We start from the raw sequence: 22,806 nt of genomic DNA, 5'->3' as shown, positions 1-22,806 counted from the left end.
GCCGCCGTTCAGAGGTCCCCGTCGGGCGTCCCGCCCCACGGGGTAGAACCATCTCTCCACGGAGGCACACCCCGATGTCCGACCCGCAGACTGTTTCCGTACCCGGCAGGATCATGTCGGCGGAGATGGCCGAGCAGCCGGCCGTCCTGCAGCGCATCCTCGACGAGGGCGCGCCCGCGATCCGTGAGATCGCCGCGCAGATCGCCGCCCGCAACCCGCGTTTCGTCCTGCTGACCGCCCGCGGCACCTCCGACAACGCCGCGCTGTACGCCAAGTACCTGATCGAGGTGCTGCTCGGCAAGCCGGCCGGCCTGACCTCGATGTCCACCACCACCGCCTACGGCGCCAAGCCGGACCTCACCGACTGCCTGGTCATCACGGTCAGCCAGTCCGGCGGCTCGCCCGACCTGGTGGCCTCCACCAAGGCGGCCCGCGAGGCCGGCGCGATCACCCTCGCGGTCACCAACAACGCGGCCTCGCCGCTGGCCGAGGTCTCCGAGTTCCACATCGACGTGCTGGCCGGCCCGGAGAAGGCGCTGCCCGCCACCAAGACCTACACCGCCGAGCTGCTGGCGCTGTACCTGCTCGTCGAGGGCCTGCGCGGCGGCGACGGCTCCGCCGCCAAGGTGCTGCCCGAGCTGGCCGCCGGCATCCTGGCCCGCCAGGGCGAGGTCAAGGACCTGGCCGAGCGCTACCGCTTCGCCCAGCGCCTGGTCATCACCTCGCGCGGCTACGGCTACCCGACCGCCCGCGAGGCGGCGCTCAAGCTGATGGAGACCACCTACATCCCGGCCTCCCCGTTCTCCGGCGCCGACCTGCTGCACGGCCCGCTGGCCATGGTCGACAACGTCTCGCCGGTCATCGCGATCGTTCCGGACGGCCGGGGCGGCGAGGCCCTGCAGCCCGTCCTGGACCGTCTGCGCGGCCGCGGCGCGGACCTGGTCGTGATCGGCCAGCAGGGCCAGGTCGACGCCGCCAGCGCGGGCTTCGCGCTGCCGGCCGGCGTGCCCGAGGAGGTCCAGCCGATCCTGGAGATCCTGCCGCTGCAGCTGCTGGCCTACGAGGTCACCATCGCCCGCGGCCAGGACCCGGACGCCCCCCGCGCGCTGGCCAAGGTCACCGAGACCCACTGACCCCACCCGGGGCGGCCCCGGCCGCCCCGGAGCGCGCAGAAGCCGCCCCCGCGAGGTCCCGCGGGGGCGGCTTCGCCGTGTCCGGGCCCCTGCGCCGGAGAGCCGGACACGTCCGGGGGTGGAACGGGGGACGGGCGGGGGCGGAAAACACTACGGGCCACGGCGCCGACACAGGACCCTCAACCTGTGCGGCACCGCAGCCCGGAGCTGTATGCCGGAGGCGGGGACCGTCCGAGAGTTGTGCGGGACCCTCGAACGACGCCTCCGACCGAGGAGCGGCCGCGCGCGGTCAGGGCAGTTGCGCGGGGGGCCTCTCCTTGGTGCATGTTCATTGTGGACTAGACCAATTGTGGTTGTCCAGGGGGGCGCCACGATTGGTCTGGACAACGTGGGCCGGGGTGGTCGGCGATACCCTCACGGTGTGCCCTCGCTGAACGAACTCGTCCGCCGCCACACCACCCTCACCGGTGCCGACGTGGAGTGGCTGCACCTCCTGGTCTCGGAGTGGCAGCTGCTCTCCGACCTGTCCTTCGCCGACCTGGTGCTGTGGATCCCCACCTGGGACGGCATCCGCTACGTCTCGGTGGCCCAGATGCGGCCCAACACCGGCCCCACCTCGTACCAGGACGACATGGTCGGCCACCTGGTGCCGCGCGGCCGCCGACCGCTGCTGGACGCCGCCTACGACGAGGGGCGGATCGTCCGCGAGGGCGACCCGGAGTGGCGGGAGGAGGTGCCGGTGCGGGTGGAGTCCATCCCGGTGCGACGGGACGGCAAGGTGCTCGGCGTGATCGCCCGCAACACCAACCTGCTCACCGTCCGCACCCCCAGCCGGCTGGAGCTCACCTACCTGCAGAGCGCCTCCGACCTGGCCCAGATGATCGCGGCCGGCACCTTCCCCTACCCCGGCGCCGAACAGGCCGACATGGACGCCGCGCCGCGGGTCGGCGACGGCCTGATCCGGCTCGACGCCGAGGGCGTGGTCACCTACGCCAGCCCCAACGCGCTCTCCGCCTACCACCGGCTCGGCCTCACCACCGACCTGGTGGGCAGTCACCTCGGCCGGAGCACCGCCGAACTGGTCCCGCCCAGCCGGGGCGCCGTGCACGAGGCCCTGGTCAAGATGGCCAGCGGCTGGGCGCCCCGGCAGACCGAGATCGAGGCCCAGGGCGGCGTGGTCACCCTGCGGACCATTCCGCTCAAGCCCAAGGGCACCCCCACCGGCTCCCTGGTGCTCTGCCGGGACGTCACCGAACTGCGCCGCCGTGACCGCGAGTTGATGACCAAGGACGCCACCATCCGGGAGATCCACCACCGGGTCAAGAACAACCTGCAGACCGTCGCCGCGCTGCTGCGCCTGCAGTCCCGCCGGATGGACTCGGACGCCGGCCGGGCCGCCCTCGACGAGGCCGTCCGCCGGGTCGGTTCGATCGCCATCGTGCACGAGACCCTCTCGCAGGCCCTGGACGAGTCGGTCGCGTTCGACGAGATCGCCGACCGGGTGCTCGCCATGGTGATGGAACTCTCCCAGGACGGACGGGTGGTGACCCGCCGCAGCGGCTCCTTCGGCATCCTCTCCGCCGAGGTCGCCACCCCGCTCGCGATGGTCCTCACCGAGCTCACCCAGAACGCCCTGGAACACGCCTTCGGCCCCAGCACCTCCGGCAACCTGGAGGTCAGCGCGCTGCGCGGCCGCGCCCCGGCCGGCGGCAAGGGCTGGTCCGACACCTGGAACAACGGCGTGAAGCCCGAGGAGTACCTGCTGATCACCGTGCAGGACGACGGCCGCGGCATGCCCGAGGGCTTCGACCCGCAGACGGCCGGCAACCTCGGCCTGCAGATCGTCCGCACCCTCGCCACCGGCGAACTCGGCGGCACCTTCGACATGGTGGCCACGCCCGAGGGCGGCACCAAGGTGGTGCTGGAGATCCCGGTCCGCTAGCGGGCCCGGCGCCGGGCCCTCGCCCTCCGGGGGAGGGGGCTCCGCGCCGGTCCGGGCCGGAAGACGGGCCAGAAGACAGAAACGAGGCCCCGCCGACCGGGGGGGGGTGGGTCGGCGGGGCCTCTCGACCCGGTCCGGCCGTCGGGGGGAGTCGGCCGGAACGGGGGCTTCTGGTGTGGCGCGACGCCCGCCCCGTGCATTGCACACGGTGAGCGCCACAGGCCAACGATATTGCTCTAAGTGAACAGTATCAAGTGCCTGGGCGGCTCGCGTCGTCGGCCCCGCGGATCGAGCGGGGCCCGTTCGGGAAGGCTCGGCCGGCCAAACGCGGCCGAACCCTTGATCGTGGGTTGATCCGTACTGCTCTGACGCGGTGTCAGCTGGTTCAGGCGGTGCGGGCCCGGTTGCGGGCGGCGCGGCGCTTCATCGCACGACGCTCGTCCTCGCTCATGCCGCCCCAGACGCCGGCGTCCTGGCCGGTCTCCAGCGCCCACTGCAGGCACTGCTCCATCACGGGACAGCGGCGGCACACGGCCTTGGCTTCCTCGATCTGCAGCAGAGCAGGGCCGGTGTTCCCGATCGGGAAGAACAGCTCCGGGTCCTCTTCGCGGCAGACAGCGCGGTGGCGCCAGTCCATGGTCGTCCAACTCCTCCGGTCGTCGGGTGGTGGCCCGGCGACTCACTCGAATGGCTTGTGAATGTGAACGCTTTCACGAATCCCGCAACAGCAAAAGGGACCAAAGGCCCATCGGGCCCGGGCGGTCTGTGCTGAGGGGGGTTCGGCGATTCGTTGGGCCCTCCCGCGGTGTCCCGCTGTGGTGTCCCGATCGCCATGTAGAGGTTCGCAAACCTCGAAGCCGGATACAACCCCCTTCGGCAAGAAATTTTTGATTCTTCGGTGTCGCCTACCTCACAGGCAGTACTTCTATGGGGTGAAGGGGCTCGAACGTTCGAGAGCAAGGCGACACCCCCCTTCTGGTCACACAATCACACGCAGTGCCCGTCGTACGCCTGTGAAACTGACGCGACTCCTGTCTCCAAGGTGGTCCCCGTCGACCTGAAACGGGGCCGGTTCCTCTGAAACCAAGGTGAAGTGCCGAACGTCGTGATAGGAGACGAGGTGCTTCCCGGCGGGGCCGGCCGGGCGTTCGCCCCCCTCCGCGGCGGGCAGCGGACGGAGGATCTGACGGACCGTCCGGGCGGTCCGGAACGCGGTCATTCGAGTGATGCCGAAGATGTCGAGATCGGTTTCGAAGGACGCCGAGGGCGACGGGAAGACCGGACGCGAACCCAGGAACGTCCACGGCGAAGTGTTCGAGACTATGGCCATCACCATGCCCGGAACCGGGTCCCGGCCATTGATCTCCAGGGAGATCGGCCCCGAACGGCGGTGTTCACGTTCGGTGACGTAGTGCCGGAGCGCCTCGACGACGTAGAGCGCGTGCGTGGACTTGCGCCCCGCACGGCGCTGGCGCTCCACCCGGCCGACCACGCCCGCGTCGAAACCCAGGCCCGCCGTGAACGTGAACCAGCGGTCCGGCAGCCCGTCGGTCAGCGCCTTGCCCAGGCCGATCGCCCGCTCCCGGCGGTCCGCCAGCGCGTCCAGCAGCGCGCCGGTCGCCTCCACCGGGTCGTTCGGCAGGCCCAGCGCCCGGGCGAACACGTTGGTCGAACCGCCCGGCACCACCGCCAGCCGCGGCACCCGGTCGCCCGGCCCGTGCGCCAGCAGGCCGTTCACCACCTCGTTGACCGTGCCGTCGCCCCCCAGCGCCACCACCAGGTCCACCGCGCCGTCCTCGGCCGCCTGCTGCGCCAGGTCGCGGGCGTGGCCGCGGTACTGGGTCTGCGCGACGTCCAGCTTCAGGTCGCTGCGCAGGGCATGGGTCAGGACGTCCCGGGTCCGGCCACTGGTGGTGGTCGCCTTCGGGTTCACGACCAGGAGAGCGCGCATGGTGATCAGCCTACGACCCGCCCGACGCGGGCCCACCGTTACCCTGGCCCGGTGACCGCTGAAACCGCCTCCACCCCCGCTGCCACCGCCCGGCCCGTCCCGCTGCTCGTCGGCGCGGCGCTCACCGCGCTGGAGGGCGCGGCGATGGCCGGCTGGGGCGTCTACAACCTGCTGTCCGGCTTCGTCGGAGCGGACGCCGACTTCGGCCGCGCCGAGCTGGGCGGCGCCGTCCTGCTGCTGATGGGCCTGCTGCCGGTGCTGGCCGCCCGCGCGCTGCTGCGCGGACGGCGCTGGGGCCGCAGCCCCGCCGTGCTCACCAACTCCATCTGCCTGCCCGTCGCGTACTACATGTGGCAGTCCGGCGGCGTGATGGCCGCCGTCGGCGTCGCCGTCGGGCTGCTCGGCCTGGCCGGCATCGTCGGCCTGCTCAACCCCAAGGTGACCGCCGTGCTCTACGGCACCCCCGACGACGGGCGGTAGGCCCCGCCACGGCCCCGCCACGGCGCCGCGACGGCGCCGTACGTCGCTGCGTGCGCGGCAGCGCGCCCGCGGGACGCCGCAGGGCCCGTCCCCGGGTGGGGGCGGGCCCTGCGGCGCTCGGGCGCGGGCGTGCGCGGTCGCTCCTACTCCTCGACCAGCAGCTTCTCGCGCAGCTGCGCGAGGGTGCGGGCCAGCAGCCGGGAGACGTGCATCTGGGAGATGCCGACCTCGGCCGCGATCTGCGACTGGGTCATGTTCCGGAAGAACCGCAGCACCAGGATCTTCTGCTCCCGGGGCGGGAGTTGGGCCAGCAGCGGCTTCAGCGACTCGCGGTACTCGACGCCCTCCAGTGCCTCGTCGGTGGCGCCCAGGGTGTCCGCCACGGCCGGCGACTCGTCGTCGCTGTCCGGCACGTCCAGCGAGAGCGTGGAGTACGCGTTGGCGGACTCCAGGCCCTCCAGCACGTCCTCCTCCGAGATGCCCAGGTGCTCGGCCAGCTCGTGCACCGTCGGCGACCGGCCGTGCCGCTGGGACAGTTCGCTGGTCGCCGTGGTCAGCGACAGCCGCAGCTCCTGGAGGCGGCGCGGCACCCGCACCGCCCAGCCCTTGTCGCGGAAGTGCCGCTTGATCTCGCCGACGATGGTCGGCGTCGCGTACGTGGAGAACTCCACCCCGCGCTCGTGGTCGAACCGGTCCACCGACTTGATCAGGCCGATGGTGGCGACCTGGGTCAGGTCGTCCAGCGGCTCGCCGCGGTTGCGGAAGCGACGGGCCAGGTGCTCCACCAGCGGGATGTGCATCCGGACCAGCTGGTTGCGGATCTCCACCCGCTCCGCCGACCCCTCCGGCAGCTCGGACAGCCGCACGAACAGCGCCCGGGCCGCCTCGCGGTCCGGGGCGCCGCTGCGGTGCCCCTGCGCCGGCACGGTCGAGCGGACGGCCTCGGCGGCCACCGCCGGAACGTCGTCCGCCGCGGGCGGGACGACGGGCTCGGCAGCGGGCGCCGGCTCGGGCCGCTCGGGCTTCGGATCGGTCGGCTGGCTCATCCGGTGGGAGTCCTTCGCGGGGGCTTCGTCAGGGGTGGCGGTGCGGGCGACGCCCGCCTGCGGCGGTACGACGGCAACTGTGCGGTCCAGATCACTCACGGCGGTCACCCGTTCCGTTCCGAGAACACGTCACTGGCTACGGCTGGCCCGGCGACCCGCCGCGCTTCTTGTGCAGGCTGATGGAGACCGTGTTGTCCGGAGCGACCGTCGAGTCGACCTCGCCGGCCAGCGCGGAGAGCACCGTCCAGGCAAAGGTGTCCCGCTCCGGGGCCCGGCCGTCGGTGGTCGGCGCCGACACGGTCACCCGCAGCGCGTCGCCCACCAGGCGGAACTCGCAGCTCAGGATCGAGCCCGGCACCGCCTGCTGGAGCAGGATCGCGCAGGCCTCGTCCACCGCGATCCGGAGATCCTCGATCTCGTCCAGGGTGAAGTCCAGCCGTGCCGCGAGACCGGCCGTCGCCGTCCGCAGCACCGAGAGATAGGCGCCCGCCGCGGGCAGCCGGACCTCAACGAAGTCCTTCACTCCGGGCTCGCCGTCGATCTGGGACACCCTCACCTCCTGGGTGGCGCACGGTGCTTGCGGCCGGGGGAGCTGCCAACACCACTACTGGCTCGGTTCAACTGCCTTGTGCCCCGAGACGTTACCGCGCCCGGGGTCGGTCTGTCGTGATCTCGCACCACCGTCACGGGAACGAGGGATCACCGTTCGAACAGGAGCGTGCTCAGCGCGGGACGGAGCCGAGCTCGGCGAGCGCGCCGTCGGTCAGCCGGAAGACCGTCCACTCGTCCATCGGCACCGCGCCGAGCGACTTGTAGAAGCCGATCGACGGCTCGTTCCAGTCCAGCACCGACCACTCCAGGCGCTGGTAGCCGCGCTCCACGCAGATCCGGGCCAGCTCGGTCAGCAGCGCCTTGCCGTGGCCGCCGCCGCGCTTCTCCGGGCGGACGTAGAGGTCCTCCAGGTAGATGCCGTGGGTACCGCGCCAGGTCGAGAAGTTCCGGAACCAGAGCGCGAAACCGACCCGCTCGCCCGACTCCTCCTCGGCGATCAGGCCGAACACCGCCGGGTGCTCGCCGAACAGCGCGTCGTGCAGCTGCTCCTCGGTGGCCCTGGCCTCGGACAGTGCGCGCTCGTACTCGGCGAGTTCGCGGATCATGGCGCGGATGAAGGGGACGTCGTCGGGAGTCGCGGTGCGGATCATACGGTCGAGCGTACTCATCTCACCCCTCCATCCGGAATGGGCTTTATGCCCGGGGCGGCACCGCCGGAAACGGGCTCCGGGCGGTGCGCCCCGGGCAGCGGGGACCGGGGCCGGCCGTGGTGCGGTCAGCCGGCGAGCAGGACGAGCAGGACGAGCAGGACGAGCAGGGCGAGCGGTGCGGTCAGGCGGCGGGCCGCCGGGCGAGCAGGGCGTTCAGCAGGGCCGCGCCGTGGGCGGCGTCGCCGACGCTCACCGCGAAGTCGTGGCCGTTGCCCCGCAGCCGCACCACCAGGCACTCGCCGGAGCGCAGCATCACCGTCGTGCCGAGGCCGTTGAGCCGGTAGCCCCAGCCGCCGACCTGGGCCGCGCTGCGCCGCTCGACCCGGGCCGACTCCAGCTCCGCCAGCGTCCAGCGGCGGGTCGGCAGGCCGAACGGGCCCAGCGCCACCTCCAGGCCCGCCGCCGAGACCCGGGCCCGCACCGACGAGCAGCAGGCGGTCGCCAGGCAGACCACCGCGAACGTCGCGAACAGCGCCCAGCCCCACGACCCCCCGAACAGGCCGGTCGCCGCGCCCGCCAGCGCCAACGCCGCCAGCGTGCCGCTCGCCAGCGCGACGCCGCGCAGCGAAGGGCTCACCGCCCACGAGAACCACACCGCGCGCTCGCCCTCGGCGAGTTCCAGCACCGGCCCGGCCGGCGCCGGGGGAGCGGCGGCGGCCAGGCCCCGGCCGCCCAGCAGCCGCACCGCGGCGGCGGTCAGCAGCGCCGCCGCGAACGCGCCCAGCAGCCAGCCGAGCGGCAGCCCGGCGCCGTGCCAGTCGGCGTGGTCCAGGTTGGCGCGGACGGCGGCGGTCTGCAGGCCGAGGAACAGCACCCCGCCCGCCAGCAGCCCCGCCAGGTTCCACACCCGCAGCAGCGGATCCGCCCGGCGCAGCCCCAGCAGGGCCAGGCCGCCCACCGTCGCCCAGATCAGCGCCGGCACCAGGCAGGCGGCCCAGAGCGGCATCGAACCGTTCGCGCTGCCGCCGTTCCAGTGCGTGGCCACCGGGTCCGGCAGCCGGTCGGCGACGGTCAGCGGCAGCGCGGCGGTCAGCGCCGCCGTCCCCGCGACCCAGAGCGCCGGCCACAGCAGGCCGCTCCGCTTCGTGCTCGTGCTCTCCGGCCCGGTCACGGTATCCCCCTGATCATCTCGATGAGTTCGGCCCTGCTGTACCCGCTCCGGGCCGCCTCCGCGACCAGCGCGCGGGCCTGCTCCAGCAGCCCCGAGCGCCGCTCGGCGCCGTCCGCGACGGTCACGCCGCGGCCCCGGCGGAACTCCAGCAGCCCGTCGTCGCGCAGGTCGCGCAGGCCGCGCAGCACGGTGTTCACGTTGACGTCCAGCGCCTCCGCGAGCTCCTTCGCCGAGGGCAGTCGGTCGCCCGGGCGGCACTCGCCCTCGGCGACGGCGCGGCGGACGGCGGCGGCGACCTGCTCGTGCAGGGGCCGGGTGTCCTTGGTGTCCAGTCTCAGCAGCATGGTGCTAATGAAACTAGCACCATTCGCTTCATGGGGGAATGGTGGGGGGTGGGGCGGGGGTGGGGGCTGGGGCCGGAAATGCGAAACACCCGGTCACCGGCGGAGCCGGTGACCGGGTGTCGCGTGAACTGGTGGCGCGTCAGGCCTTCTTGGTCTCCCAGAAGATGGCGTCGATCTCGGCGATCAGGTCGAGCAGGGCCTGGCCGGTCGCCGGGTCGGTGGACGCCTTGGCGGCCGAGGCGGCCTTGCCGGCCCGGTTGAACAGGTCGTGCAGGCCCGGGTAGGCCTCGAAGTGCGGGGCCTTGAAGTAGTCGGTGTGCAGCACCGAGAGGTGGTGCTTGACCAGCTCGGCGCGCTCCTCCTTGATGACGATGGCGCGAGCACGGAACTCGGCGTCCTCGTTGGCCTGGTACTTCTCCTGAGTCGCCTTCACGGACTCGGCCTCGATGCGGGCCTGGGCCGGGTCGTACACGCCGCAGGGCAGGTCGCAGTGGGCGTGGGCGGTGACTCGCGGAGCAAACAGACGAGAGAACATGGGGGTCCTTCCTTAGATCGTCTTCCCGCGCCCGACATTACCCTCACCTCGGGCCGAAATCCCCGCCGCCCCGGAGGCCTAGGGCAAAAGAAGGAGTTCGAACCGTGCGATTTGGGACACCGTTCGGCATCGCCGACATCGCCGGCCCGTCCATGCGTCGACTGCTCTCGGACGGCGACCGGGTGCTGGTCCGCTACGGTGCGCCGCTGCGACCGGGAGCGGTCGCGCTGTTCCGGCACCCGCTCCAGCAGGACCTGTTGGTGGTCAAGCGCGCGGCGGACCGTCGGCCGGACGGCTGGTGGATGCTCTCCGACAACCCGTTGGTGCGCACCGACAGCCGCGAATACGGCGCGGTGCCGGACGAGTTGGTGCTCGGCCGGGTGCTGCTGCGGCTGGCGCCCCGACCGGCCTGGCTGGCCCCGGGGCGCCGGCTGGAGCGCCTGCTGCGGGGGCGGCCGCCGCGGCTGGCCGAGCGCTTCGGCGTCAGCGTTCCGTTCGACGACGCCCTGTGACGTGGCACCGATGTCACGTCAACTCATGACGCGGCAATTCATGACACGGCATCGGTGATGTGGCAGCTCATGACGCGACACGGATGACGCGACACGGATGACGCGACACGGATGACCCGGCAACTGGTGACCCGACATCGATGTTGCGTCATCGATGACCTGGCACCTCATGTCGCGTCACCGATGTCGTGTCACAGTTCCTGGACCGCCAGCGCGCGTTGGGCCTCCTGGCGCTTGCGGGCCCGGTACGCGGCGACGTTGGCGCGGGTGGCGCAGCGGTCGGAGCAGTAGCGGCGGGAGCGGTTGGTGGAGGTGTCGAGGTAGGCGTTGCGGCAGGGGGCGGCCTGGCAGATGCCGAGGCGGTCGACGCCGAGGCCGGTGAGGTGGATGGCCAGGCCCATGCAGGCGACGGCGGCGTAGTTGGCGGCCGCGGTGGGGGCGTTGTCGGCGAGGTGCAGGTGCCAGTTGGGGCGGCCGGTGTCGTCCAGGTCGTCGTGGCCGGAGACCAGCGGGCTGACGGGGTACTCCACCATCAGGCTGTTGAGCAGGTCGACGGCCCGGACGTCCTCGCCCCCGGCGGCGGCCTCGAAGACGCCGCGCAGCCGGGTGCGGACGGCGCGCAGCCGGGGCAGGTCGGCCTCGTCGGCGAGCGCGGCGGCCCGGGAGGGGCCGCCGAACAGGGCGCGGACGGCCTCCACCGAGGTGAGGTCGTCGGTGCCGCGGTCGGGCTCCTCGCTGTTGACCAGCCGGACGGCGAAGTCGGCGTACGAGGCGAGCTCCACGGGAGTCCTTCCGGCCGGGGTGTAACGGGTCGAATGACTCCAGGGTATTACAGGTGCGGGCGGACGCGCCGGTGCCCGCCGTGCGCGGGGGCGCAGGGCGGGCACCGGGGGCGTACCGGGTGCACGGCGGGCGTGCGGCAGGTGTGCGAGCGGGCGGGGTCAGAGCACCTTGGAGAGGAACGCGCGGGTGCGTTCGTGCTTCGGGTCGCCCAGCACCTCGCGCGGGTGGCCGGACTCGACGACCACGCCGCCGTCCATGAAGACCAGCGCGTCGCCGACCTCGCGGGCGAAGCCCATCTCGTGGGTGACCACGATCATCGTCATGCCGTCCTCGGCGAGGCCGCGCATCACGTCGAGCACCTCGCCGACGAGTTCGGGGTCGAGCGCCGAGGTGGGCTCGTCGAACAGCATCAGCTTGGGCCGCATGGCCAGTGCCCGGGCGATCGCGACGCGCTGCTGCTGGCCGCCGGAGAGCTGGGAGGGGTAGTTGCCGGCCTTGTCGGCCAGGCCGACCCGCTCCAGCAGGGCCATCGCCCGCTCCCGGGCCTCGGCCCGGCCCTCCTTCTTGACCCGCAGCGGGGCCTCGACGATGTTCTCCAGCGCGGTCATGTGCGGGAACAGGTTGAAGCGCTGGAACACCATGCCGATGTCCTGGCGCTTGAGGGCGACCTCGCGGTCCTTCAGCTCGTAGAGCCGGTCGCCCTTCTGCCGGTAGCCGACCAGTTCGCCGTCGACGTACAGCCGGCCGGCGTTGATCTTCTCCAGGTGGTTGATGCAGCGCAGGAAGGTGGACTTGCCGGAGCCGGACGGGCCGACCAGGCAGAACACCTCGCTCTGCCGCACCTCCAGGTCGATGCCCTTGAGCACCTCCACCTGCCCGTAGGACTTGTGCACGCCCTCGGCCCGGACCATCGGGTGGTCGGGGGCCGCCTGCGGCTTGGTCAGGTCGGTCATGCGTCCTTCCCTCCGTCCGATGCGCCGCCACCCGGTGCGCCGCCACCCGGCGTACCGTCGCCCGGTACGCCGCCGCCCGCCGCGCCGCCGGTCCCCGGGGAGGGGGAGGCGGCGGGCTTGGCGGCGGGGGCGCGGCGGGTGAGGAGCGCGCGGGCCCGCTGCAGCGGGGTGGGCGGCAGCGTCCGGTTGGCGCCGCGGGCGAAGTGGCGTTCCAGGTAGTACTGGCCGACGGTGAGGATCGAGGTCAGCAGCAGGTAGTAGATCGACACCGCGATCATCGCGGGGATCGGCTTGTAGGTGCGGGTGGCGATGTCGTGCCCGGCGGTGAACAGCTCCACCAGGGCGATCACCTGCACCAGCGAGGTGGTCTTCAGCATCGAGATGGTCTCGTTGCCGGTCGGCGGGATGATCACCCGCATCGCCTGCGGCAGCACGATCCGGCGCAGCGCGGTGGCCCGGCTCATGCCGAGCGCGTGCGCGGCCTCGGCCTGGCCCTCGTCCACCGACTGGATGCCGGCCCGGACGATCTCCGCCATGTAGGCGGCCTCGTTGAGGCCGAGGCCGAGCAGGGCGGCGGTGAACACCGGCACCAGGGTGTTGGAGTCCTGGGACCAGAAGGCCGGGCCGAACGGGACGCCGAGCGAGATCTGCTTCCACAGCACGCCGATGTTGTTCCAGAGCACCAGCTGCACCAGCACCGGGGTGCCGCGGAAGATCCAGATGTAGAGCCAGGCGGTGCCGGAGAGCACCGGGTTGCGGGAGAGCCGCATCACGGCGAGCAGCACCCCGCCGACCACGCCCATCAGCATGGCCAGCACGGTCAGTTCCAGGGTGGACCAGATGCCGTGGATGACGGTGGGGTCGCGCAGCACGGCGCCGATGAAGGCCCAGTCCAGCGCCTGGTTGGTGAACAGGACGTGCAGCAGCATCGCGGCGAGCACCGCGATGACCGCCACGGAGGCCCAGCGGCCGGGGTGGCGGACGGGAACGGCCTTGATGGCCTCGGGTCGTCCCCGGCCCGCCGGTCCCTGGTCGGTCGTCTTCACGTGGTTACCTCGTCAGGGGTTCGGGTGACGGGGCGTCAGCTCTGGGCGGCGTTGATCTCGGAGGTGGTGACCGCGCCGGCGGCCACGCCCCACTTGTCGAGGACGGTCTTGTAGGTGCCGTCCGCGATCAGCGACTTGATCGCGCCCTGGACGGCCGGGCTGAGCGGCGAGCCCTTGGCCAGGATCACGCCGTAGGGGGCGGAGCCGTAGGTCTCGCCGAGCTTCTCCAGCTGGCCGCCGGTCTGCTTGAGGGCGTAGTCGACGACCGGGGAGTCGGCCAGCATGACCTGCTCGCGGCCGGAGACCAGGGCCTGGGCGACGTCGGTCTGCAGCGCGAAGCGGTCGCCGTCGTTCGGGATGGCGGGCTTGCCGGCCTTGGCGCAGTCCGGGTTGCGGGTGTCCTTGATCTCGTCGGCCTGGGTGGTGCCGTCCTGGACGGCGACCTTCTTGCCGCACAGGTCGTCCAGCACGATCTTGTCCGGGTTGCCCTTCTTCACGGCTGCGGAGGTGCCGGCCGAGAAGTAGGTGACCATGTCGACCTGCTCCTGGCGCTCCTTGGTCGCGGTGAAGGAGCTCATGCCGAGCTGGTACTTGTTCGACTGGACGCCCGGGATGATGTCGGTGAAGCCGGCGCTCTGGAACTCGGCGGTCAGGCCCAGCTTCTGGGCGATGGCCACGCCGAGGTCGACGTCCATACCGACGATCTTGCCCTTCTCGTCCTTGAACTCGTTGGGCGCGTACGAGGTGTCGGAGCCGATCACCAGCTTGCCGGTGGACTTCAGCTCGGCCGGGACGAGGCCGGCCAGTGCCGGGTCGGCCTGGACGGCGGGGATCGCCTGGGTGGGGATCGGGGCCGCGCCCGAGGTGGTGGTGGTCGAGGTGGCCGAGCTGCCGCAGGCGGTGAGCAGCAGCGTGCCGGCGGCCAGGGCGGCGGCCGCGGCGAGCGACCGGGAGGTGCGCGGGGCGCGCGGAGTGCGGGGAGCGGGCATGGGGGGATCTCCTCCGTGGGATCGGACGGGGTGCCGCGCCGCGGGCGGGGCGGTGCGGTACAGCGGGGTCGGTGCTCGCCACCCTCCGCCGAGGTGACAGGTGGTTCCGATGTGTGGGGAATCCTGCCACTGTGGGTGGGAAATCGGAGCCCGCGGCAGATCAAAATCGGATAACAGGACTGCCGTGTGTCCGCTATGCGGAACTTTTCCCCGATCATGTCACCCGATGCATACTCATGCACCGGGTGACCGCCCCTTGGTCCGACGACCCGTCAGAAGCTCCCGTTCACCACCGCGCTCTGCACCGCGCCGCTGCTCAGCCCCCACTTGGCCAGCACCTTGTCGTACTCCCCGCCGCGGATCAGCTGGTCCAGCGCCTTCGCCACCACGTCCCGCAGCGCGGCGTCCTCCTTGGCGAACGCGATCCCGTACGGCGCGACCTGCAACTCCGGGCCGGCCACCTGGAACTGGGCGCCGGCCCGCCCGTTCTTCACCGCGTGCTGCGCCACCGGGGTGTCGTTCAGGTCCGCCGCCGCCCGGCCCTGGGCGACCAGCGCCAGCGCCTGGTCGTCGGTCTCGGTCTCGGTCACGGTCAGCTTCTTGCCGGCCTTCTGGCAGGCCCCGACCTGGCGCTCCACCAGCACCGCCTGGACGGTGTCGCGCTGCAGGGCGACGGTCCGCCCGCACAGGTCGTCCAGCTTGGCGATCTTCTGCGGGTTGCCCTTGGCCACCACGATCGAGGTGCCGGTGACGAAGTAGTCGACGAAGTCCAGGCCGTCGTTGACCTTGCGGGCCTCGTCGTCGGTGCCGTCCCGGCGCTGCGGGTTGTCGGTCATCCCGGACATCACCAGGTCGTACTCGTGGGCCTGCAGCCCCAGCCGCAGCCGGTCGAACGGCACGTCGCTGAACTGCACCCGGACGCCCAGCACGCCGCCGAGCGCGTTGGCCAGGTCCACGTCCAGGCCGTCCGGGGCGCCGCCCTCCGCCTTGAAGCCGATCGGCGCGTACGTCAGGTCCGCGCCGACCCGCAGCACGCCCGCCGAACGCACCGGGGCGGGCAGCAGGGCGTGCAGGTCGGACGCCGGACCGGCGGCGCCGCCGCCGCCCGACGACGAGGAGGTGGAGGCGCACCCCGTCAGCAGCAGCGAGCCGGTCACCGCGGCGGCGGTCAGCGCGCCGGCCCGGTGCGGGGTGCGGGATCTGGCGGGGGGAGTGGCCGTCGACATCTTGGGTCCTCCTGTGGGAGAGGGAGCGGGCCCCCGCCGCCGCGCGCTGGTGTGCGCGACCTGGTGCGACGGGGCAGGACGGGGCCCGACGTGCGCGGGAACGTCCGGACAACGGTGGTCGAACACCGGATACTGCCATCCCACCCTGATGGATCGGGTAGCGGGTGTGTCAGAATCTGGTATCGGGTGACCCCCGACGCAGAACTCAGACCGCCGGTTCGCCACAGGGCCGGGGGCGCGGACGAACGGAAGCCCTCACCGGCTCCGTATCGGAGGCGCCGGTTTCCCCTCCGTGTCTGCGTTCACTCCTGCGAGTGCCCTGCGGACCCCTCGCTCCTCAGGGGTCACGCGGACAAGAAGGACCCGGCACAGGTGCGGTGCCGACGTCCGGACGAACAAGCGCAGAACACCTAAAACCCTCACCCGAGGGCGCCGCCCGACGGCAGCGCCCCGACCCGGACACGGGTACGCCGCAGGCGGCGTGCCCGTACTCGCGCATTGCCGCGCCAGGGTCGAAGTCCGTCGGACGCGCGCCTTCGCCGATACATGACGAAGAGGTCATTGTGGCAGCGGAGATCATCACCGACACCCAGAGCACCGACGATCCGGTCGACGCCGTCTTCGCGCTGCACCGCGGCGGCAAGATGGAGATCCGGGCGACCGTCCCGGTGCGCGACGCGGACGACCTGTCGCTCGCCTACACCCCGGGCGTGGCCCGGGTCTGCACCGCCATCGCCGAACGACCCGAACTGGTCGACGACTACACCTGGAAGTCCAACACGGTCGCCGTGGTCACCGACGGCACCGCGGTGCTCGGCCTCGGCGACATCGGCCCGGAGGCCTCGCTGCCCGTGATGGAGGGCAAGGCCATCCTGTTCAAGCAGTTCGGCGGCGTCGACGCGGTGCCGATCGCGCTCGCCTGCACCGGGGTCGACGAGATCGTCGAGACCGTGGTCCGGCTCGCCCCGTCCTTCGGCGGCGTCAACCTGGAGGACATCTCCGCCCCCCGCTGCTTCGAGATCGAGAAGCGGCTCCAGGAGCGGCTGGACATCCCGGTCTTCCACGACGACCAGCACGGCACCGCGATCGTCACCACCGCCGCCCTGTGGAACGCCGCCAAGGTGACGGGCCGCCAGGTCGGCGACCTGCGCGCGGTCATCTCCGGCGCGGGCGCGGCCGGCATCGCGATCGCCAAGATGCTGCTCGCCGCCGGCATCGGCGACGTCGCGGTCTGCGACCGCCGGGGCGTGGTCCACCAGGGCCGCGCGGACCTCACCGACGCCAAGGCGGAGATCGCGGCGCTCACCAACCGGGCCGGCCTGCAGGGCGGCCTGGCCGAGGCGCTGAAGGGCGCGGACGTGTTCATCGGCGTCTCCGGCGGCACCGTCCCGGAGGAGGTCGTCGCCACCATGGCGCCCGGCTGCTTCGTCTTCGCGATGGCCAACCCCACCCCGGAGATCCACCCCGAGGTCGCCCACCGCTACGCGGCGGTGGTCGCCACCGGACGCTCCGACTTCCCGAACCAGATCAACAACGTGCTGGCCTTCCCGGGCATCTTCGCCGGCGCGCTGTCGGTCCGGGCCGGCCGGATCACCGAGGGGATGAAGCTCGCCGCGGCGAAGGCGCTGGCCGGCGTGGTCGCCGACGAGCTGACCCCGCAGAAGGTCATCCCGTCGCCCTTCGACGAGCGGGTCGCCCCCGCGGTCACCCGCGCGGTCGCCGAGGCCGCCCGGGCGGAGGGCGTCGCGCGGGCCTGACCCGCGCGCACGGTCGTGGGGTCCGCCCGGACGGCAGCACCGCCGTCCGGGGCGGACCCGCGCCGTTCCCGGGCCCGTCGGCAGTGCTGCGGCGGCGGCGCCAACGTCCGCGCCCGGAAAGCAATATGGGGACGTTCACAGTGAGTCGCGGTTACCAGGCGGGCGGGTGCCCGGTTAGGGTCCGGGCATGTTCGCTGCCTACGCCGCCCGCATCAGTCCCGACGACCCGCTGAGCGCACTGGAACTGGGCGAGCTGCCCGAACCGGAGGCCCGGCCCGGCTGGAGCGTGGTCACGGTGAAGGCCGCCACGCTCAACCACCACGACCTGTGGTCGCTGCGCGGGGTCGGCCTGCCCGCCGAGCGGCTGCCGATGGTGCTCGGCTGCGACGCCGCCGGCGTGGACGAGGACGGCAACGAGGTGGTGATCCACTCGGTGGTCGGCCAGAGCGGCCACGGCGTCGGCCCGCACGAGCCGCGCTCCATCCTGACCGAGCGCTACCAGGGCACCTTCGCCCAGCGGGTCGCCGTACCGACCTGGAACCTGCTGCCCAAGCCGGCGGAGCTCAGCTTCGAGCAGGCCGCCTGCCTGCCCACCGCCTGGCTGACCGCCTACCGGATGCTGTTCACCAACGCCGGCGTCAAGCCCGGCGACACCGTGCTGGTGCAGGGCGCCGGCGGCGGGGTGTCGACCGCGCTGGTGGTGCTGGCGAAGGCCGCCGGGCTGCGGGTCTGGGTCACCGGCCGGGACGAGGCGAAGCGGGCCCGCGCGGTCGAGCTCGGCGCCGACGCCGCGTACGAGAGCGGGGCCCGGCTGCCCGAGCGGGTGGACGCGGTGCTGGAGACGGTCGGCGCCGCGACCTGGTCGCACTCGGTGAAGTCGCTGCGCCCGGGCGGCACCCTGGTGATCTCGGGGGCGACCAGCGGGCCGAACCCGAAGGCCGCCGAGCTGAACCGGATCTTCTTCCTGGAGCTCAAGGTGGTCGGCTCGACCATGGGCTCCAAGGAGGAGCTGGCCGGGCTGCTGGCGCTGTGCGCCAACGCCGGGGTGCGGCCGGTGATCGACTCGGTGCTGCCGCTGGCCGGGGCCCGGGAGGCGTTCGCCCGGCTGGAGCGCGGGGACGTGTTCGGCAAGCTGGTGCTCACCCCCTGAGGCCCGCGCCGGAAGCGGCGGAGCGCCCCCGACCCGTCCTGGGGGGCGCTCCGCCGTTTCCGGGTCAGCGCGGGAACAGCGCGCCGGCGGCGGCCGCCAGCGCCCGCTGGGCGCGGGCCAGCCGGGCGGCGTCCACGCCCCGGTCGCGGGCGGTGTCCCGGACGTGGTCGCGGAAGCGGTCGAGCAGGCGCTCCAACTCGCGGGCCGGGTCGCCGGCCGGGTCGGTGCGGGCCCAGTCGGGCAGCTCGACGGGGGACTCCTCCGGCGCGGCGGCGTCCTTGTCGAGGTCGATCCGGACGGACGGCTCCTCGGTCGTGCCCCAGCGCGCCGCGTCCGCCAACGAGCCCAGGCCGCGGGTGAGTTCGGCCAGGCCCTCGGCCAGCCCGGCCGACCAGTCGCCGCCCGCGGCGTGCGCGGCCCGGACCTGCTCCTCCACCCGGCGCTTGAGCCGCAGCGCCTCCTGCTGGGCGGCGGTGCGGGCCGCCTTGGACTGCTCGCGCAGCTTCCTGGCCTCCGCCTCGGCGGCCCTGGCCTGCTGCCGGGCGGCCTTCTCCTGCTCCTTGGCGCGCCGGGCCTGCTCCTTGGTCTCCGCCTTCAGCCGGGCGAACTCCTCCTTGGCCCGCTGCCAGGACTCCTGGTCCCGCCAGGGCGACCCGCCGCCGGACGCCTCGGGGACGGCCTGGTTCCACAGCTCGGCCCGCAGGTCCTTGGCGTTGTCCCGGACGTCCTGCCGGATGGCGCCGGCCAGCTGGCCGACCGAGTCGTGGATCTCCGCCTCCAGGTCGGTCAACTCGGCCGAGCGGGAGGCGAGTTCGTCGCGACCGGCGTCGGTCAGCCGGTAGACCTTGCGGCCGCCCTCGGTGGCGTGGCTGACCAGGCCCTCCGCCTCCAGCTTGGCGAGCCGGGGGTAGACGGTGCCCGCGGAGGGCGCGTATAGGCCGTGGAAGCGCTCCTCCAGCAGGCGGATCACCTCGTAGCCGTGCCGGGGGCTCCCGTCGAGCAGCTTCAGCAGGTAGAGGCGGAGCCGTCCGTGGCCGAACACCGGTGTCATCAGGACTCCTTGGTCAGGTCGAGCGGAGTCGCGGACAGCTCCTTGGGCTGCGGCTCCTCCTCGGGGTCGGGGCGGCGCTGGACGGTGACCGCGCCGGTGACGGTGGTCACCGAGAGGCGGCCGCGGCCGGTGCCGAGCTGGCCGGAGAGCTTCTTGGAGCCCCAGCCGCCGCCGACGCTGAGCTCGGCGAACGCGCTGGAGAGCGTGCCGCTGGTGGTGCCGGCCTCTACCTTGGCGTCGGCCAGGGCGGGCAGCCGGACGCCGACCGCACCGGAGACGCTGTTGACGGCGATGTCGGTGGGGGTGGCGGCGTCCAGGTCCAGGGTGACGGCGCCGGAGACCGAGTGGGCCCGGATCCTCGTCGCCGAACCGGCCACCAGGGTGACCGCGCCGGACACCGTGTTGACCTTTAGCTCGCCGGACAGGCCCTCGGCGTCGACGTCGCCCGAGACGGTGTTGGCGCTCACCTGGCCGCTCAGGCCGGCCAGCGTGGTGGCGCCGCTGGCGCCGTGCACCCCGACCTCACCGGCGATGCCGGAGACGGTGGCGTCCGCCGAGACGGTGCCGACCCGGACCACGGTGGCGGCGGGCACCGCCACCGTCAGGTCGACGCTGCGCTTGCGGCGCAGGCCGGAGAAGAAGGACTTGACCGTCTGCACGGACTTCACGGCCTCGCCGAACTCGCTCCAGCTGAGGTCCTTGTAGGTCACCGTGAGGACGCCGTCGACCAGGGTGACCTGGAGCGGCTCGCCCTCCAGTCGGGACACCTCCAGCCGGGCCGGCCCCTCGGTCGGGACCACGTTCACCGCGCCGTCGACCACGCGCACGTGCAGGGTGTGCACGGCCTCGTCGAAGGCGATCCGCTCGCTGCTGTCTACCGTCCACTGGGTCATTTCCGGCTCCCCGTCCTCCCATACGCGATGTATCGCGTCTTCTGCTCTTCACGATATATCGCGTGGCGCGGAAGTCAAGGAGCCCCGACCCCGATCCCGACCCGGACCGCACCCCGAGGGGCCGCTCCGGGTCGGGACCGGGGGAACCCCGAGGGGCCCGGGAACGCGAACGGCCCGGAAGGCGAACTCGCCTTCCGGGCCGCGCCGCTGACGCCTCGTCAGCCGGTCACTCGTCGTCCTCGTCGTCCAGCCGGGCCAGCCAGGTCGCCAGCCGCTCCACCGGCACCTCGAAGTCCGGGTTCAGGTCCACGAACTCCCGCAGGCGCTCGGCCAGCCACTCGAAGGTGACCTCCTCCTGGCCACGCCGGCTCTCCAGCTCCTCGATGCCGCGGTCGGTGAAGTACACGGTGGTTCGCTCCGGGGGTGCGGGTTCTCGGTCCGTCGAGCCCAGGATAGTGCGGCCCGGGTCAGCCGTTGTACCGGTAGTAGCTGAGCGAGAGCGACACCGCGCCGTCGTTGGTGACGTTGCCGATCTTCATGATCGCCACGCTCCAGGTCTGCCGGTTGCGCACGCAGATCATCCGGCCGGGCGGGAGGTCGGCGTACGGGAAGTCGGCGCTCGGGTTCTTGTCGATCGCCTCCGAGCACTCCTGCGGGGTCAGCGAGTCCGACTTGCTGAGGTAGCGGTCGTAGCCGTCCGCCACCCGCAGCGCGTCGTAGTTGGGCCGCAGGAAGACGTCGTTGTTGGAGGAGGCCGGCACCACCTTGCCGTTGAGCAGGTCGAAGCCGTAGTCGCTGCTGGGCACCGACAGCTCGCGGTCGGTGTACACCGGGCTGAACCCGGCGGCGGCCCCGCTCTTGCGGGCGGAGGGTGAGGCGGAGCCCGCGGGCTTCGACGAGGTGCCCGACGGGGTGCTCGACGGCGGGGGCGTCACCTGGTCCTGGCTGCCGCCGCCGACGCCCGCCGCGTTCGGCGAGGACACCGGGCTCTGCGCCACCGTTTGGCCGCCCGCGTCCTTCTCCTTGTCGTCCCCGCTCAGCTTCTTCATCAGCACCAGCCCGCCCGCGGTGCCCGCCAGCAGCGTCACCAGCGCGACCACCAGCAGGGTCCTCCAGGACACCCCGCCGCGCCGCTCCGCCCTCCCCGCCTTCGCGGGGGCCGGAGCGGGCTCGGCGGCCAGCGGGACGGCGGGGGCGGGCGGCGGCGTGTGCCGCTCGGTCAGCCGCAGCGTCGGGTCGGCGGCCGGGCCGGTGACCGCCTCCGAGGCCGGGACGGGCGGCCCGAACGCGCCGGACGGCTGGTGCACCGGCGGCGCGCTCGGCAGCGCGACCGGGGGAGCCGACGGCGGCGCGGACGGCATGGTCGGCGGCATGGCCGGGAACGCGGCCGGGGGCGCCGCCGGCAGCGGGGTCGGCGGGGTCCGCGGCAGGTCGGAGCGCCGGGTGATCTCGGTGTTCACCTGCCCCGGCAGCCAGTCCTCGCCGAACCGCAGCTGCCCGCCGACCACCGGGTGCTCCCGGGCCGCCTGGATGATCTCGGCGGGCGTCGGCCGCTCGGCCGGGTCCTTCGCCAGGCAGCGCGCGACCAGCTCGCGCAGCGGCGCCGGCACCGTGCTCAGGTCCGGCTCCTCGTGCACCACCCGGTACAGCACCGCGGTGTCCGGCCCGTCGCCGAACGGCGGCGCCCCGCCCGCCACGTACGCGGCCAGCGCGCCCAGCGCGAACACGTCGGTGGCCGGGGTGACCGGCCGGCCCTGGGCCTGCTCCGGCGACATGAACGCGGGCGAGCCGATCCGGTAGCCGGTGCCGGTCAGCGCCGTCGCGTCGGCCGCCCGGGCGATCCCGAAGTCGATCACCCGCGGCCCGTCCGAGGCCACCAGCACGTTGGCCGGCTTGAGGTCCCGGTGCACCACCTGCACGCTGTGGATCGCCTGCAGCGCCTCCGCGATGCCGCCCACCAGCAGCAGCACCGTCCGCACCGGCAGCGCCCCGTGCTCGCGCACCACCTGCTGCAGCGACGGCCCCGGCACGTACGAGGTGACCAGCCACGGCGCGCCCGACTCCAGGCCGCCGGAGTCGATCACCTGCGCCGTGTACAGCCCGTGGATCCGCTGCGCGCTGCTCACCTCCTGGGCGAACCGGCGGCGGAACTCCCCGTCCTCGGCGAACTCCGGACGCACCACCTTCAGCGCCACCGGACGCCCGCCCGGCGTGTACGACAGGTAGACCCGGCCCATGCCGCCCGCGCCGAGGCGGGCGAACAGCCGGTAGCCGCCGACCTCCCGGGGGTCGTCCGGCAGCAGGGGCTGGAAGACCGGCGGAAGCGGTGCGGAGTGCTGCGGAGTGTCGGCGGCCATGCTGAGGGTCCCCCTTGGATGCACGTGTCGAAAGACGGCCGTCCGGCGCGCGGCACCGGAAACGGCGAACCATAACCTATCGACCCGTCAGATCCCCTGCAGCCCACGGGCGTCCCCCGAAGCGTCACGGTCCGGGAACGGTGCCGCCCCGCCTCCCGGGGTGTGGGGGCGGGGCGGGGTGGTGCCGGGCGCGGGGGTGGGGTCAGAGGGAGAAGACCTCGTCGACCAGGGCGCGCTGTTCGGCGGTGTGGCGCTTGGCGGAGCCGACGGCGGGCGCGGAGGAGG

Annotated in this window: 23 protein-coding genes; 6 read left to right on the top strand and 17 right to left on the bottom strand. The window is 73.0% G+C overall.

Features of this window, described 5'->3' with window-relative positions; translation table 11 throughout:
- Positions 1-74 precede the first annotated feature (74 nt).
- Together ACZ3J7_RS21665 and ACZ3J7_RS21660 are read left to right on the top strand one after the other, a co-directional pair.
- Entirely contained in the window at positions 75-1,133 is a 1,059-nt protein-coding gene (locus ACZ3J7_RS21665) for an SIS domain-containing protein (protein ID WP_465623505.1), read from the top strand.
- Positions 1,134-1,554: 421 nt separating this feature from the next.
- Positions 1,555-3,075 carry a sensor histidine kinase gene (locus tag ACZ3J7_RS21660; RefSeq protein ID WP_465623501.1) on the top strand — a complete coding sequence of 507 codons (1,521 nt, stop codon included), beginning with the start codon at positions 1,555-1,557 and terminating at the stop codon, positions 3,073-3,075.
- Positions 3,076-3,460: 385 nt separating this feature from the next.
- Here ACZ3J7_RS21660 and ACZ3J7_RS21655 read toward each other — a convergent pair whose 3' ends face one another.
- Positions 3,461-3,712, bottom strand: coding sequence for a WhiB family transcriptional regulator (locus tag ACZ3J7_RS21655; protein ID WP_014138019.1), 252 nt, complete (start codon positions 3,710-3,712; stop codon positions 3,461-3,463).
- A gap of 342 nt (positions 3,713-4,054) precedes the next feature.
- Entirely contained in the window at positions 4,055-5,026 is a 972-nt protein-coding gene (locus tag ACZ3J7_RS21650; RefSeq protein WP_465623499.1) for a diacylglycerol/lipid kinase family protein, read from the bottom strand.
- A gap of 51 nt (positions 5,027-5,077) precedes the next feature.
- Between ACZ3J7_RS21650 and ACZ3J7_RS21645 the strand changes: the two genes are divergently transcribed.
- A complete protein-coding gene (locus tag ACZ3J7_RS21645) occupies positions 5,078-5,506 on the top strand; it encodes a hypothetical protein (RefSeq protein WP_465623495.1) in 429 nt (142 codons plus the stop codon).
- A gap of 143 nt (positions 5,507-5,649) precedes the next feature.
- On the opposite strand, the gene ACZ3J7_RS21640 is transcribed toward ACZ3J7_RS21645, so the two are convergent.
- From ACZ3J7_RS21640 to sodN, 6 genes are all read right to left on the bottom strand, one after another.
- Positions 5,650-6,651 (bottom strand): RNA polymerase sigma factor SigF, encoded by a 1,002-nt coding sequence (locus tag ACZ3J7_RS21640; RefSeq protein ID WP_465623492.1) that lies wholly within the window; start codon positions 6,649-6,651, stop codon positions 5,650-5,652.
- A gap of 37 nt (positions 6,652-6,688) precedes the next feature.
- Complete coding sequence (locus ACZ3J7_RS21635; RefSeq protein WP_465623490.1) at positions 6,689-7,102, bottom strand: ATP-binding protein; 414 nt, start codon at positions 7,100-7,102, stop codon at positions 6,689-6,691.
- Positions 7,103-7,274: 172 nt separating this feature from the next.
- A complete protein-coding gene (locus ACZ3J7_RS21630; RefSeq protein ID WP_465624097.1) occupies positions 7,275-7,754 on the bottom strand; it encodes a GNAT family N-acetyltransferase in 480 nt (159 codons plus the stop codon).
- Positions 7,755-7,935: 181 nt separating this feature from the next.
- The gene (locus ACZ3J7_RS21625) at positions 7,936-8,925 is read right to left on the bottom strand and encodes a DUF1648 domain-containing protein (RefSeq protein WP_465623488.1); all 990 of its coding nucleotides are present in this window, start codon (positions 8,923-8,925) and stop codon (positions 7,936-7,938) included.
- Positions 8,922-9,269 (bottom strand): GntR family transcriptional regulator, encoded by a 348-nt coding sequence (locus ACZ3J7_RS21620; protein ID WP_465623485.1) that lies wholly within the window; start codon positions 9,267-9,269, stop codon positions 8,922-8,924. Before ACZ3J7_RS21620 ends, ACZ3J7_RS21625 begins: the two co-directional genes overlap by 4 nt.
- A 139-nt stretch (positions 9,270-9,408) precedes the next feature.
- The gene (gene sodN / locus ACZ3J7_RS21615; RefSeq protein ID WP_030457790.1) at positions 9,409-9,804 is read right to left on the bottom strand and encodes a superoxide dismutase, Ni; all 396 of its coding nucleotides are present in this window, start codon (positions 9,802-9,804) and stop codon (positions 9,409-9,411) included.
- A 104-nt stretch (positions 9,805-9,908) separates the two neighbouring features.
- Between sodN and sodX the strand changes: the two genes are divergently transcribed.
- The gene (gene sodX, locus ACZ3J7_RS21610; RefSeq protein WP_465623482.1) at positions 9,909-10,316 is read left to right on the top strand and encodes a nickel-type superoxide dismutase maturation protease; all 408 of its coding nucleotides are present in this window, start codon (positions 9,909-9,911) and stop codon (positions 10,314-10,316) included.
- A gap of 191 nt (positions 10,317-10,507) precedes the next feature.
- Here the strand turns inward: sodX and ACZ3J7_RS21605 are convergent, their stop codons facing one another.
- The 5 genes from ACZ3J7_RS21605 to ACZ3J7_RS21585 all read right to left on the bottom strand — a co-directional run bounded on the left by ACZ3J7_RS21605 (position 10,508) and on the right by ACZ3J7_RS21585 (position 15,313).
- Positions 10,508-11,098: a CGNR zinc finger domain-containing protein gene (locus ACZ3J7_RS21605; protein ID WP_465623480.1), complete on the bottom strand. Its 591-nt coding sequence runs from the start codon at positions 11,096-11,098 to the stop codon at positions 10,508-10,510.
- 159 nt (positions 11,099-11,257) lie between these two features.
- Positions 11,258-12,010, bottom strand: a complete 753-nt coding sequence (locus ACZ3J7_RS21600; RefSeq protein ID WP_465624095.1) for an amino acid ABC transporter ATP-binding protein — start codon at positions 12,008-12,010, stop codon at positions 11,258-11,260.
- Between the two features lie 38 nt (positions 12,011-12,048).
- Positions 12,049-13,098, bottom strand: a complete 1,050-nt coding sequence (locus ACZ3J7_RS21595; RefSeq protein WP_465623477.1) for an amino acid ABC transporter permease — start codon at positions 13,096-13,098, stop codon at positions 12,049-12,051.
- A 35-nt stretch (positions 13,099-13,133) separates the two neighbouring features.
- A complete protein-coding gene (locus ACZ3J7_RS21590; protein WP_465623475.1) occupies positions 13,134-14,087 on the bottom strand; it encodes an ABC transporter substrate-binding protein in 954 nt (317 codons plus the stop codon).
- A 272-nt stretch (positions 14,088-14,359) separates the two neighbouring features.
- Positions 14,360-15,313, bottom strand: a complete 954-nt coding sequence (locus ACZ3J7_RS21585; protein ID WP_465623473.1) for an ABC transporter substrate-binding protein — start codon at positions 15,311-15,313, stop codon at positions 14,360-14,362.
- 563 nt (positions 15,314-15,876) lie between these two features.
- Here ACZ3J7_RS21585 and ACZ3J7_RS21580 point away from each other — a divergent pair.
- Entirely contained in the window at positions 15,877-17,070 is a 1,194-nt protein-coding gene (locus ACZ3J7_RS21580) for an NAD(P)-dependent malic enzyme (protein WP_465623470.1), read from the top strand.
- Between the two features lie 187 nt (positions 17,071-17,257).
- Positions 17,258-18,220 (top strand): zinc-binding dehydrogenase, encoded by a 963-nt coding sequence (locus ACZ3J7_RS21575; RefSeq protein WP_465623467.1) that lies wholly within the window; start codon positions 17,258-17,260, stop codon positions 18,218-18,220.
- Positions 18,221-18,284: 64 nt separating this feature from the next.
- Here ACZ3J7_RS21575 and ACZ3J7_RS21570 read toward each other — a convergent pair whose 3' ends face one another.
- From ACZ3J7_RS21570 to ACZ3J7_RS21555, 4 genes are all read right to left on the bottom strand, one after another.
- Complete coding sequence (locus ACZ3J7_RS21570) at positions 18,285-19,271, bottom strand: PadR family transcriptional regulator (protein WP_465623465.1); 987 nt, start codon at positions 19,269-19,271, stop codon at positions 18,285-18,287.
- Complete coding sequence (locus tag ACZ3J7_RS21565; RefSeq protein ID WP_465623462.1) at positions 19,271-20,164, bottom strand: DUF4097 family beta strand repeat-containing protein; 894 nt, start codon at positions 20,162-20,164, stop codon at positions 19,271-19,273. Before ACZ3J7_RS21565 ends, ACZ3J7_RS21570 begins: the two co-directional genes overlap by 1 nt.
- 226 nt (positions 20,165-20,390) lie before the next feature.
- Positions 20,391-20,570 carry a DUF6104 family protein gene (locus ACZ3J7_RS21560; RefSeq protein WP_014138038.1) on the bottom strand — a complete coding sequence of 60 codons (180 nt, stop codon included), beginning with the start codon at positions 20,568-20,570 and terminating at the stop codon, positions 20,391-20,393.
- Positions 20,571-20,631: 61 nt separating this feature from the next.
- Entirely contained in the window at positions 20,632-22,521 is a 1,890-nt protein-coding gene (locus tag ACZ3J7_RS21555; protein WP_465623459.1) for a serine/threonine-protein kinase, read from the bottom strand.
- Between the last annotated feature and the right edge of the window lie 285 nt (positions 22,522-22,806).

The organism is Kitasatospora sp. NPDC015121 (genome assembly GCF_055562955.1).
This window is presented reverse-complemented; position numbering and strand designations above follow the sequence as displayed.